The organism is Arthrobacter sp. A2-55, from assembly GCF_025548615.1.
Taxonomy (GTDB): Bacteria; Actinomycetota; Actinomycetes; order Actinomycetales; family Micrococcaceae; genus Specibacter; species Specibacter silviterrae.
On the sequence record NZ_JAJLOZ010000007.1, the window covers coordinates 18,874 to 30,439 of the forward strand.

The following is an 11,566-nucleotide window of genomic DNA, read 5'->3' on the forward strand; positions in this document are numbered from 1 at the left end:
AACGCATGAGTGAATTGCTGAAAGTGGCCGTGCTGGGCGCCAAGGGACGAATGGGAACGGCGGCCGTGGAGGCGCTCGGTGCCGCCGCGGACATGGAGCTGGTGGCAGCCCTGGGCCGGACCGACCCCCTGGACACGCTGGTTGACGCCGGGGCCGAGGTGGTCGTTGACCTGACAGTCCCCGGCTCGACGGAAGCCAACGTCCGCTTTGCCGTGGAACACGGCATCCACGCCGTGGTGGGCACCACCGGCTGGGACGCCGGCCGCCTGGCCGCACTGAAGGCGCTGTTGGCCAAGCACCCCGCAACGGGCGTGCTCATCGCCCCGAACTTTGCCCTGGGCTCCGTGCTGGCAACCCACTTTGCCGCCCAGGCAGCAAAGTACTTTGACTCCGTGGAGATCATCGAGCTGCACCATCCGCGCAAGGTGGATGCGCCGTCGGGCACGGCCTTGCGCACGGCGCAGCTGATATCCGCAGCCCGGGCCGGCCTCCCGGCTGCCCCGGATGCCACGGAAACCGCGCTCGACGGCGCGCGCGGCGCCTCCGTCCACGGCGTCCCCGTCCACAGCGTCCGGCTCGCAGGCCTGGTGGCACACCAGGAGGTGCTCCTGGGCAGCCCCGGCGAACAGCTGACCATCCGGCACGATTCGTTCAACCATGCCTCGTTCATGCCCGGCGTGCTGCTGGGCGTGCGCACCGTGGGCACACGCCCCGGCCTGACCGTGGGCCTGGACGGCTACCTTGACCTCGAAGGCTGAACCCATGCCAAAGCTGCGCATCTCCAAGACCAAAATCTGGGTCACCCTGATCTGCCTGCTGCTGGTTTTCTACCTCGTGGTCATGGTCCAGCGTTCCTTTACCCTGATGTTTGTTTCGCCCGAATGGCAGGCCAAGCTGATGGGCGCCGCCTACTTCCTCATCCCGTTCGTGGCTGCCTGGGCGCTCATCAGCGAGGTGCTGTTCGGTGCCCGCACCGAGAAGTTGGCCCGGATCCTGGAGTCCGAGGGCGGGCTGCCCGAAGACAATCTGCCCCGCACGCCGGGCGGGCGGATCGTCCGGGCCGCGGCGGATGCCGAATTTGAAAAGTACAAGGACGAAGCCGAAATGGCGCCGGGGGACTGGCGCTCCTGGTTCCGGCTCTCCTGCGCCTATGATGCCTCTGGGGACCGCAAGAGGGCCCGGAAGGCCATGCGCGACGCCGTCGCCATGTACCGCGCGGGCTGACACCCCAAATCTGTGTCTCACTAATTGCATCCAGAAACCGTTTTCTGGCCGAAAATACTGCAACAACTGGAACACAGATTCCAGGGACGGGGACCCCATGGCGAGCAGCACCTTCAACCCGCGCGACGGCGTCGAACTTTCCTACGATGAAACCGGGGAGGGCGAACCCATCCTGCTGGTCCACGGCAGCGCCCTCAGCCGGGCCATCTGGAGGGGGTTCGGGTACACCCGCGCCTTGAGCCAGCGCCACCGCGTCATAACGATGGACCTGCGCGGACACGGGCGCAGCGGCAAACCGTACACGCAGGGCTCCTACGCCATGGACGTGCTGGTGGCTGACGCGCTGGCCGTCCTCGACGCCGCCGGCGCGCCCCGGGCACACTTTGGCGGCTACTCCGTGGGCGCCCGCGTCGGATTCTCGCTCGCCGTGGCCTCCCCTGAGCGGCTGCTGTCGCTGACCACCCTGGGCGGCACGTTCCGGATCCAGCCCGGCAGCGTCGGCCAGCTGTTCTTCCCCGAGTACGACGACGCCCTCGGCTCGGGCGGGATGCCCGGCTTTGTGGCCGGCTGGGAAGGGCGGATGGGCCGCCCCCTGGACCCCCAGACCAGGGCAGCCTTCCTGGCCAACGACGCCGCAGCCCTGCGGGCCTATTTCCGCCAGACCGAGGCCGAACCGGCCATTGCGGAGGATCGTGTTGCCGCGATCAGTGTGCCGGCGCTGCTGCTTGCAGGGACGCGGGACACGGCCAGGCTGGAGGATTCCCGCCGCGCCGCGGAACTCATGCCGGATGCCCGCGTGGTGGAACTGCCGGGCCGCGACCACGGCACCACGCTGTTCCCCGCCCAGCCCGTCCTCGACGAATGGCTGCCTTTCCTGGGGCGTTAGTCGGCGGGGTCCTGCGGGGCTGGCCCGGGGAGCCGCCCCGACTGGACTTCGCGGGCCTCGAACTCGCCGTACGCAGCCACAACGGCCGGGACCAGCGCCCCCGCCGCCCTGCGGTAGCCCAGGCTGGAGGGGTGGAAGCCGTCAATGGCAAACATGTCGTGGGGCTCCACCAGGAAGATTTGCCGCACCGCCCTGCCCAGCAGCACAGGGTGGGCGCCGGCCGCCTTGGCCGCCTTGAACTGCGCCCCGGCCAGCCGCCGTGACAGCTGGCCGCCCACCTCGCGCAGCGGCGACGGAAGCGAGGGCAGGGTGTCAAAGTCGGGGCAGGTGCCCACCACCACCTCACCGCCCATGGCACGCAGCCGGGCCACGACGTCCTTCAGCGCCTTGATGGAATCGGCCAGGGGGACGTGGTTGGTCAGGTCGTTGCCACCCACAATTATCACCGTGATGTCCGGTCTGAAAGTGCCGGCCAGCGTGTCCAGCTGACTGTCCAGGGTTGCAGTCTGGGCGCCGACCGTGGCAACCGTGCGCAGTTCCACCGCCCGGTGTGCATGGTCTGACAGCGCCACGGCCAGGTTGGCACCCAGGGTTGCGGCCGCCGTCGTCGCCCCCAGGCTGTCCGCCACCGAGTCCCCGGCCATCACCAGGCGCACCGGACGGCCCCAATCGCCGCGATACACGCCGTCGGCGTCCGGGCCGTGGTCCCCAAGCCGGTGGCCAACAGCTTCCTGGGCCATGCGGCCCTCCGTGCGGAACACCACGGCCAGAGCACCCACGGTTGCCGCCACGCTGGCCGCAACAATGGCACCGGCCAGGGACGCCTTGCGAAGCTGCGGCAGGTCCATGCTGGAAGTATAGGCGCAGGCCGGAGCGGGGGGTGTCCGGAGTGCGGCACGCGTTGAACGAAATGGTGCCGGAGCAGGTAACGTTTTATGCATGCCCGTCATTGATACAGCCCTGCGCCCCTTCGGAACCCTCATGCCCGCCATGGTCACCCCCTTCACCGCAGACGGGGCAGTGGACTACAAGCAGGCAGCGGCGCTGGCCAACAAACTGGTCGACGACGGCTGCGACGGCATCCTGGTCACCGGCACCACCGGCGAAACCTCCACCCTGACGGACGAAGAGAACCTCGGCATGTTCCAGGCAGTCCTTGAGGCTGTTGGGGGGCGTGCCCGGGTCATTGCCGGCACCGGCACCAACGACACCCGGCATTCCATCAGCCTGTCACAGCGGGCGGCGGCCCTGGGCGTCCACGGCCTGCTGATCGTCACCCCGTACTACAACAAGCCCAGCCAGGCCGGCATCCAGGCCCACTTCGAGGCCATCGCCGACTCCACCGAACTGCCCGTCATGCTCTACGACATCCCTGGCCGCGCCGGTGTTCCCATCGAAACTGAAACCATTATCAAGCTGGCCGGGCACCCGCGCATCACGGCCCTCAAGGACGCCAAGGCCGACTTCACGGCCACTTCCCGCGTGCTGGCCAACACGGACCTTGACGTGTACTCGGGCGACGACGGCCTGACTCTGCCGCTGATGGCAGCCGGCGCCGTCGGGCTGGTGTCCGTCAGCGCCCACGTGGCCCCGCAGCAGTTCCGCGCGCTCATTGACGCGGCTGCGGCCGGGGACTTCGCCACGGCCCGGAAGATCCACTTTGCGCTGGACCCGGTGATCCGCGCCACCATGGGCCACGTGCAGGGTGCGGTGGCCGTGAAGCAAATTCTTAAGTGGCAGGGAATCCTGTCCAACTCGGTGGTCCGGCTTCCCCTCGTGGAACCGGGCGAGGCCGAGATCGCCATGATCAAGGCTGACCTTGCGGAAGCTGGAATGGATTTGTAAACATGACCCAAATGACTGAGCCCGGACTGCGCACCCCGCCGGCCCTGGCCGACGGAACGCTGCGCATTGTTCCCCTGGGCGGCATTGGTGAGATTGGCCGCAACATGACGGTCTTTGAGATCGGCGGCAAGCTGCTCATTGTGGACTGCGGCGTCCTGTTCCCGGAAGAAGACCAGCCCGGCGTGGACGTGATCCTTCCCGATTTCTCCTACATCAAGGACCGCCTCGAGGACGTGGTTGGCGTGGTCCTCACGCACGGCCACGAGGACCACATTGGCGCCGTTCCGTACCTGCTGCGCCTGCGCGATGACATCCCCCTCATTGGCTCGCAGCTGACGCTGGCCTTCGTCGAGGCCAAACTTGCCGAACACCGCATCAAGCCGTGGACGCTGACGGTGAAAGAGGGCCAGGTGGAGCAGCTGGGCCCGTTCCAGTGCGAATTCGTGGCCGTCAACCACTCCATCCCGGACGCCCTGGCGGTGTTCATCCGCACAGCGGGCGGCACCGTGCTGCACACGGGCGACTTCAAGATGGACCAGCTGCCCCTGGACGGGCGCCGCACGGACTTGCGCCACTTTGCCCGCCTGGGCGAGGAAGGGGTGGACCTGTTCCTGGTGGACTCCACCAACGCCGACGTCCCGGGCTTCACCACCAGCGAGGCTGAAATCGGCCCCACGCTGGAGGCGCTGTTTGGCAAGGCCGACAAGCGCATCATCGTGGCCAGCTTTTCCTCCCACGTGCACCGCGTCCAGCAGGTCCTCAATGCCGCCGTGCTGCATGGCCGCAAGGTGGCGTTTGTGGGCCGTTCCATGGTCCGCAACATGGCCATCGCCGCCAAGCTGGGCTACCTGAACGTTCCCGCCGACGTGCTGGTGGAACTGAAAAACGTGGACAGCCTGCCGGACAACAAGGTGGTCCTCATGTCCACCGGGTCCCAGGGCGAACCCATGGCTGCGCTGTCGCGGATGGCCAACGGCGACCACAAGATTTCCGTGGGCGTCGGCGACACCGTAATCCTGGCCTCCTCGCTGATCCCCGGCAATGAGAATGCCGTCTACCGGATCATCAACGGCCTGCTCAAGCTCGGCGCCGACGTGATCCACAAGGGAACGGCCAAGGTCCACGTGTCAGGCCATGCCGCCGCGGGGGAGTTGCTCTACTGCTACAACATCCTCCAGCCCAAAAACGTGATGCCGGTGCACGGGGAAACCCGGCACCTGATCGCCAATGGCAAGATCGCACAGCAGTCCGGCGTGCCGGCGTCGAACGTGCTGTTGACCAGCGACGGCGCAGTCATTGACCTGGCCGGCGGCACGGCGCGAATCGTGGGCCAGGTTGAGTGCGGCTTTGTCTACGTGGACGGCCACAGCGTCGGTGAAATCACCGACGAGGACCTGAAGGACCGCCGCATCCTGGGCGACGAGGGCTTCATCTCCATCATCACGGTGGTGAACCGTTCCACCGGCAAGATTGTCTCCGGACCGGACATCCATGCCCGCGGCGTGGCCGAGGACGACTCCGTCTTCGACGACATCAAGCCCAAGATCGCCGCGGCCCTGGAAGAAGCGGTCACGGCCAGCACCGACCACACCACCCACCAGCTCCAGCAGGTGGTGCGGCGGGTCATCGGCACCTGGGTCAACAGGAAGCTGCGCCGGCGCCCCATGATCATCCCGGTGGTTCTGGAGGCCTGAGCCACCGAACCCCCGCGCCAGCGGGCAGTTAACGTGGATGTTGGGCGAAAACATCCACGTTAAGTGCCCGTTCGGCGTTCCGGCGACGGGCCGGAGGCAGGCAAATTCGCCGGAATTCAGGCCGCTGCGGGTACCTTTAGAAGCATGGCGACTCGTTCTTCCCCCGCTCGCGCGTCCGCCGGCAAGCAAGGCGGCGCTTCCGCGCGCCCTGCGAAGACCGCGAAAATGCCGAGCACCCGCAGCAGGCAACCCGCACCCGAACCCGAGCAGCAGCTGATCTGGCCGCTTCGCCTGGTCATTGGCACGTGGCAGGGCCTGGGACACCTCATTGGCGGCGCTGTCCGCCGCATGGGCACCGATGTCAGTGCGCTGCCGGCCGAGGAACGGCGCGACGGCAGCGGGCTGTTTTTCATCCTGCTGGCGGCGTTCATCGCGACCTTTGAATGGTGGGGCCTTGCGGGCGGTTTCGCGGACGCCGTCCACGGCGTCTTTCAGGGCACCTTTGGCTGGTTTGCCGCCATGCTCCCGCCCATGCTCTTGATTTTCTCCATCCTCGTGTTCCGCCAGCCGGCGAACATCCGCAGCAACAACCGCGTGGCCATCGGCTTTTCCGTCATGATCATTTCCGGCTGTGCCCTGGCCCATGTGGCCGGCGGACAGCCGAGTGCGGCCGCGGGCTTTGCCTCCGTCAGCGCCGCCGGCGGCATGGTCGGCATGATCGCCGGCGGCCTGGTCGCGGCAGCCAGCCCCATACTGGCCATTGCCCTGTATTCCGTCCTGGCGTTCTTCAGCATCCTGGTCCTCACTGCCACCCCGGTGCGCCACATTCCCTCACGCCTGCGCGGCCTCTACGAGCAACTGGTCGGAGCTGCCCCCCAGCGCGAACTGGATCCCAACGGGCACGACCAAAGCTACCTCTACGACCGTGACGCGCTCCCCGCCCCCGCGAAGCGGCAGCGCGGCCTGCGCGGGCGCAAGAAGGCTGCCGCGGACGCCGCCGCCCTTGACTACGACGGTGAGGGCGCCTTCGAGACCGCGCTGGTGGACGCGGACGACGACGCAGCCCGCCCGGCGCCGTCGGCCGCGCCTTCCCTGCCGCCCGGGGTCCGCCGCCCCACCCGCGACGAGCTGGCCGCGGACAGGATCAAGGCCAGCCAGGGGCTGCCCACCAGCTCGCCGCAGCCCCACTTTCCGGGTTCCGCCGAGAATGTGGACACCGAGGCCATCGCCATTGTGGGGGCGGGATCACCCGCGGCTGCGGCTGCCTACGACCCGGCCACCCGGGCCATCCCCAAACCGCCGGCCAGCCTCCCCACGCCCATCCCCGCCCGCTCGGAACAGCTCCAGCTCTCCGGCGACGTCACCTACACCCTGCCGGAATCGGACTTCCTGCCGTCCGGGCCGCCCGCCAAGGAAGCCACGGAGGCCAATGACTCCGTTGTGGCTGCGCTGACGGACACGCTGAACCAGTTCAACGTCGATGCAGCCGTCACCGGCTTCAGCCGCGGGCCCACCGTCACCCGCTATGAGATCGAGCTGGCACCGGGCACCAAGGTGGAGCGTGTCACGGCACTGAGCAAGAACATCTCCTACGCCGTGGCGTCCTCCGATGTGCGCATCCTCAGCCCCATCCCCGGCAAGAGCGCCATCGGCATTGAAATTCCCAACGCCGACAAGGAAATCGTGGTTTTGGGCGACGTGCTGCGCTCAGCCAACGCCCGGCGCACCGACCACCCCATGGTCATGGGGGTGGGCAAGGACGTGGAGGGCGGCTTTGTGGTTGCCAACCTGGCCAAGATGCCCCACCTGCTGGTGGCCGGTGCCACGGGTGCGGGCAAGTCGTCCTTTGTGAACTCCATGATCGTCTCCATCCTGATGCGTTCCACGCCCGACGAGGTGCGCATGGTCATGGTGGACCCCAAGCGCGTTGAACTGACGGCCTATGAAGGCGTGCCGCACCTGATCACCCCCATCATCACCAACCCGAAGAAGGCAGCCGAGGCACTGCAGTGGGTGGTCCGGGAAATGGACCAGCGCTACGACGACCTCGCCAACTACGGCTTCAAGCACATTGATGAATTCAACAAGGCGGTCAAGGCCGGCAAGGTCCACCCTCCCGTGGACTCCAAGCGCGTGATCCGGCCCTACCCGTACCTGCTGGTGATCGTGGACGAGCTCGCGGACCTGATGATGGTGGCCCCCCGCGACGTGGAAGATTCCATCGTCCGCATCACGCAGCTGGCCCGCGCAGCAGGCATCCACCTGGTCCTGGCCACCCAGCGCCCGTCCGTGGACGTGGTCACGGGCCTGATCAAGGCCAACGTGCCCTCGCGCATGGCGTTCGCCACCTCCTCCGTAACCGACTCCCGCGTGGTCCTGGACCAGCCGGGCGCCGAGAAACTCCTGGGCCAAGGTGACGCGCTCTTCCTGCCCATGGGCAAGTCCAAGCCGATCCGCGTGCAGGGCGCCTGGGTCACCGAGGCCGAAATCAAGCGCGTGGTGGAGCACGTCAAGGGCCAGCTGAAGGTGCACTACCGCGACGACGTGGCCGTGGAGGCGCCCAAGAAGCAGATCGAGGACGACATTGGCGACGACCTGGACCTGCTGCTGCAGGCCACCGAACTGGTCGTCACCACGCAGTTCGGCTCCACCTCCATGCTCCAGCGCAAGCTGCGCGTCGGCTTCGCCAAGGCGGGCCGGCTCATGGACCTGCTGGAATCCCGCGGCGTGGTGGGCCCGTCCGAAGGCTCGAAGGCCCGCGACGTCCTCGTCAAGCCGGACGACCTGGCCGCCACCCTGGCCGCGATCCGCAGCGGCGGCTCCGGGGACGGCCACGGGGACGGCCACGGGGACGGGCAGCCCGGGGGCGCCGGCGTCGAACCCGGCACAGACCCCCAGCCGCCCGCGGATCCCATGGCAGCCGCCCTCGCCGACAACGCCAACGCGAACCACGGCTGGGGCACCGACCTGGTGGCCGAGGACCTGGCCAACCGCACGGAAGCCGTGGAGTACTACGACGGCGACGACGAAGACGGCGGGGAGGACGCCTGGTCCCTGACCGGGCGCTGACCGGCGTTATCCCGCTGGCGGCCGAATGACGATAGCCTTGAAGCGTGACTGAAGCCGCCGCACCAACTCCGTCCCAGCCGGTTCCCTCCAACTGGAACCTGCCCAACGCCCTGACCATGCTTCGCATCGTCCTGGTGCCGTTCTTCATCTGGTTCTTCCTGGCCGACGGCGGCGCCTACAGCTGGTGGCGCTGGGCGGCAGTGCTCCTCTTTCTCGTGGCGATCTACACTGACAAGCTCGACGGCGACATTGCCCGGTCCCGCGGCCTTATCACCAGCTTTGGAAAGATTGCCGACCCCATCGCGGACAAGCTGCTGATTGGCTCCGCGCTCATCATGCTCTCCGCAGTGGGGGAGCTGTGGTGGTGGGTCACGATTGTGATGCTGGTGCGTGAATTTGGCATCACCCTGCTGCGCTTTGTGGTGATCCGCTACGGTGTCATGGCCGCCTCCAAAGGCGGAAAGCTGAAGACAGTCCTGCAAACCATTGCCATCTTCCTCTACCTCCTGCCAGTGACGCCCGCCGTGCCGTGGCTGTCCGTGGTGGCCCTGGTAATCATGCTGGCCGCCCTGGCCGTCACCGTGGTTACGGGCGTGGACTATGTGGTCAAGGCCGTGCAGCTGCGAAACAGCGGCCGAAGCAGCCGGACCAACGGGGCGGGATAAGGCTGCAATGTCACTGACCCGGGATGAATTGGCGGAGCTGGTTGCGGCCGCAACGGCTGCCGGGCTGACCGTTGCCACGGCGGAATCACTGACCGGCGGCATGCTCGCCGCGACGATCGTTGACATTCCGGGTGCCTCCGGGATGCTCCAGGGGGGCGTCATTGCCTACCAAAACGAGGTCAAGGTCCGTGCCTTGGGAGTTCCGGCCGCGCTGCTGGCCGAAAACGGGGCCGTTGACCCTGGCGTGGCGCAGGCCATGGCGCTCGGGGCATGCAGCGTGACCGGGGCCAGGGTGGGGTTGTCCACAACCGGCGTGGCGGGACCCGAGCCGCACCAAGGCAAGGACGTGGGACACGTGTACATTGGTATTTCGGTGGACGGGCGTGCCAGCGCGCACGAATTCCACTTTGCCGGCGGGCGTGCGGCCATCAGGGCCCAAGCCACTGGCGAAGCACTGTTGCTGCTGCGGGAACTGGTCCGCGGGCATGTCAAGGGCACCGGGGAACAAAAGTTGTAACCAGATAGTTAGTCATAGTGAACGCACTGGGCAGGGTTCCCCTTTAGTATGGGAACACCAAGTGGGCGTAGCCTTTTTGGAACAGCCAAAAAGGTGTACCAACGAACAAGGAGCAAGGCGATACCGATGGTGAAACAACCCGTATCCGTAAACGGCGTGGTGCGCTGGCGGGATGTGGGTTTGGCAGAGGCGACAAAGCATCCGGCAAAGGAGCGCAAAATGGTGGTACTACGCCATGAAATTGGAGACGTTCTGCGGGATGTCCGTCAGCGTCAAGGCCGCACACTCCGTGAAGTCTCACACAATGCACGCGTCTCACTCGGTTACCTGAGTGAAGTGGAGCGAGGTCAGAAGGAAGCTTCCTCCGAGCTGCTTGCCTCGATCTGCTCCGCACTCGACGTGCCGCTCTCACTCATGCTTCGAGAAGTGAGTGATCGTTTGGCCATTGCCGAAGGCGTGGCTGTCCCGGATACTGTTCCCCAGGAATTTGCGGTGCGTTATGGCCGTGACCTGAACCAGGAACTCTCCGACGAACTCAACAAGGGCTTGATCTCCAGCGCCTACTAGGCCTTTCGTTGACCACATCCGCCGGAACTGTTGGCACGGTACCGGCCCAATTTCATCCATGGCTGGCCCTGCATCCAATGCGGGGCCAGCTTTTTGTTGTGCCTGCCGTGACCGATCCAGCGGATGTGGCTAGCTGCGGGATCCGGGGCTGTTCGGTGAGTCGCCGTCCGTGGCCGCGTCGTCAAGGGTGCCGCCGTCGAGCCCGGCCGCGTTTAGCTTGCCGATCAATGCGGCCAGCGTAGCCAGGTCCCCGGTGTCCCAGTGGGACAGCATCCGGTGGAAGGCCGCCTGCCGGCCCGCGTTGACGGCCTGCATCTTGGCCAGGCCCTCCGGCGTCAGATTGATCAGCTGCGCCCGTCCGTCCAGGGGGTCGTGGACCTTTTGCACCAGCCCCAGCCCTTCCAGGAAGCTGATCTGGCGGCTCACCGACGGCTTGCCAACCCCAATGCTGCGGGCCAGTTCAGTGAGGCGCATTCCGCCCTGGTGCACCAGCACGGAGAGCAGTCCGTAGGCGGACGGCTCCAGGTCCGGGTGCACGCTGCGCGCCAAGGTGAGGCCCATGGCCCGCCCGCGGCGCCACAGCAGGCTCAATTCAATCTCCAGTGATTCAATGGCAGCTGTGGCCAGGGCGGAGTCCGCAGTGGTCGGGGGCGTTCCGGTGTGGCTCATGGCTCCAGTCTATGGCTGATGGGGCAGGCCGCGGCGTGCGACAATGAGGGGGTGCGAGTAAGCGAATTTTGGCGATTGATGGACGACGAATTCACCCCCGGCTATTCCCGTGTTCTGGCCAGGGAGCTGGTCCTGGCCGGCGTGGGCGGCAACACCGCCGAAGAAGCCCTGCGCGCCGGCTTTGACCCGCGCGAGGTGTGGCTTGAAGTGTGTGAGGTCCAGGACGTCCCCGCCTCCCGCCGCCTGGGCCGCGACATCCCCGTAAAGAAGTAACCGCGTCCGCGACACGCCAGCAATGGTATCGAATACCTGTTCTAACAGGGCTAGAATTAAGCATGCGCGGCTTGGGGCTGGATGCCCGCGTGAACGGACACTCTGGAGGGACGTCGAAAGTTTTCCACAATTTTCGGGCTTTGGCGCCACTGGCACA

At 66.7% G+C, this 11,566-nt stretch carries 12 protein-coding genes; 10 read left to right on the top strand and 2 right to left on the bottom strand.

Annotated features, from left to right (window positions below; translation table 11 throughout):
- Positions 1-5 precede the first annotated feature (5 nt).
- The 3 genes from dapB to LPN03_RS03605 all read left to right on the top strand — a co-directional run bounded on the left by dapB (position 6) and on the right by LPN03_RS03605 (position 2,110).
- The gene (gene dapB / locus LPN03_RS03595; RefSeq protein WP_262453164.1) at positions 6-758 is read left to right on the top strand and encodes a 4-hydroxy-tetrahydrodipicolinate reductase; all 753 of its coding nucleotides are present in this window, start codon (positions 6-8) and stop codon (positions 756-758) included.
- A 4-nt stretch (positions 759-762) separates the two neighbouring features.
- Positions 763-1,224, top strand: a complete 462-nt coding sequence (locus tag LPN03_RS03600) for a hypothetical protein (RefSeq protein WP_262453165.1) — start codon at positions 763-765, stop codon at positions 1,222-1,224.
- Between the two features lie 97 nt (positions 1,225-1,321).
- Complete coding sequence (locus tag LPN03_RS03605; protein WP_262453166.1) at positions 1,322-2,110, top strand: alpha/beta fold hydrolase; 789 nt, start codon at positions 1,322-1,324, stop codon at positions 2,108-2,110.
- Here LPN03_RS03605 and LPN03_RS03610 read toward each other — a convergent pair.
- Positions 2,107-2,958, bottom strand: coding sequence for an SGNH/GDSL hydrolase family protein (locus LPN03_RS03610; RefSeq protein ID WP_262453167.1), 852 nt, complete (start codon positions 2,956-2,958; stop codon positions 2,107-2,109). The genes LPN03_RS03605 and LPN03_RS03610 overlap by 4 nt on opposite strands.
- A 91-nt stretch (positions 2,959-3,049) precedes the next feature.
- On the opposite strand from LPN03_RS03610, the gene dapA reads away from it, so the two are divergent.
- The 6 genes from dapA to LPN03_RS03640 all read left to right on the top strand — a co-directional run bounded on the left by dapA (position 3,050) and on the right by LPN03_RS03640 (position 10,467).
- Positions 3,050-3,955: a 4-hydroxy-tetrahydrodipicolinate synthase gene (dapA, locus tag LPN03_RS03615; RefSeq protein ID WP_262453168.1), complete on the top strand. Its 906-nt coding sequence runs from the start codon at positions 3,050-3,052 to the stop codon at positions 3,953-3,955.
- 2 nt (positions 3,956-3,957) lie between these two features.
- Positions 3,958-5,649, top strand: a complete 1,692-nt coding sequence (locus LPN03_RS03620; protein ID WP_262453169.1) for a ribonuclease J — start codon at positions 3,958-3,960, stop codon at positions 5,647-5,649.
- Positions 5,650-5,793: 144 nt separating this feature from the next.
- Positions 5,794-8,718: an FtsK/SpoIIIE family DNA translocase gene (locus tag LPN03_RS03625; RefSeq protein WP_262453170.1), complete on the top strand. Its 2,925-nt coding sequence runs from the start codon at positions 5,794-5,796 to the stop codon at positions 8,716-8,718.
- Between the two features lie 44 nt (positions 8,719-8,762).
- Positions 8,763-9,383, top strand: coding sequence for a CDP-diacylglycerol--glycerol-3-phosphate 3-phosphatidyltransferase (pgsA, locus tag LPN03_RS03630; protein WP_262453171.1), 621 nt, complete (start codon positions 8,763-8,765; stop codon positions 9,381-9,383).
- Between the two features lie 7 nt (positions 9,384-9,390).
- The gene (locus LPN03_RS03635) at positions 9,391-9,900 is read left to right on the top strand and encodes a CinA family protein (RefSeq protein ID WP_165180005.1); all 510 of its coding nucleotides are present in this window, start codon (positions 9,391-9,393) and stop codon (positions 9,898-9,900) included.
- A 126-nt stretch (positions 9,901-10,026) separates the two neighbouring features.
- Positions 10,027-10,467: a helix-turn-helix domain-containing protein gene (locus tag LPN03_RS03640; protein WP_165180004.1), complete on the top strand. Its 441-nt coding sequence runs from the start codon at positions 10,027-10,029 to the stop codon at positions 10,465-10,467.
- A 129-nt stretch (positions 10,468-10,596) separates the two neighbouring features.
- On the opposite strand, the gene LPN03_RS03645 is transcribed toward LPN03_RS03640, so the two are convergent.
- Positions 10,597-11,136 (bottom strand): MarR family winged helix-turn-helix transcriptional regulator, encoded by a 540-nt coding sequence (locus LPN03_RS03645; protein ID WP_262453172.1) that lies wholly within the window; start codon positions 11,134-11,136, stop codon positions 10,597-10,599.
- 51 nt (positions 11,137-11,187) lie between these two features.
- On the opposite strand from LPN03_RS03645, the gene LPN03_RS03650 reads away from it, so the two are divergent.
- A complete protein-coding gene (locus LPN03_RS03650; RefSeq protein ID WP_165180002.1) occupies positions 11,188-11,409 on the top strand; it encodes a DUF3046 domain-containing protein in 222 nt (73 codons plus the stop codon).
- Positions 11,410-11,566 lie beyond the last annotated feature (157 nt).

Excerpts from the sequence above, each read along its gene's own strand:
- LPN03_RS03645 (WP_262453172.1), bottom strand. The coding sequence starts at position 11,136 with ATGAGCCACACCGGAACGCCCCCGACCACTGCGGACTCCGCCCTGGCC.
- dapB (WP_262453164.1), top strand. The coding sequence starts at position 6 with ATGAGTGAATTGCTGAAAGTGGCCGTGCTGGGCGCCAAGGGACGAATG.
- LPN03_RS03620 (WP_262453169.1), top strand. The coding sequence starts at position 3,958 with ATGACCCAAATGACTGAGCCCGGACTGCGCACCCCGCCGGCCCTGGCC.
- dapA (WP_262453168.1), top strand. The coding sequence starts at position 3,050 with ATGCCCGTCATTGATACAGCCCTGCGCCCCTTCGGAACCCTCATGCCC.
- LPN03_RS03640 (WP_165180004.1), top strand. The coding sequence starts at position 10,027 with ATGGTGAAACAACCCGTATCCGTAAACGGCGTGGTGCGCTGGCGGGAT.
- LPN03_RS03600 (WP_262453165.1), top strand. The coding sequence starts at position 763 with ATGCCAAAGCTGCGCATCTCCAAGACCAAAATCTGGGTCACCCTGATC.
- LPN03_RS03605 (WP_262453166.1), top strand. The coding sequence starts at position 1,322 with ATGGCGAGCAGCACCTTCAACCCGCGCGACGGCGTCGAACTTTCCTAC.
- LPN03_RS03610 (WP_262453167.1), bottom strand. The coding sequence starts at position 2,958 with ATGGACCTGCCGCAGCTTCGCAAGGCGTCCCTGGCCGGTGCCATTGTT.
- LPN03_RS03635 (WP_165180005.1), top strand. The coding sequence starts at position 9,391 with ATGTCACTGACCCGGGATGAATTGGCGGAGCTGGTTGCGGCCGCAACG.
- LPN03_RS03625 (WP_262453170.1), top strand. The coding sequence starts at position 5,794 with ATGGCGACTCGTTCTTCCCCCGCTCGCGCGTCCGCCGGCAAGCAAGGC.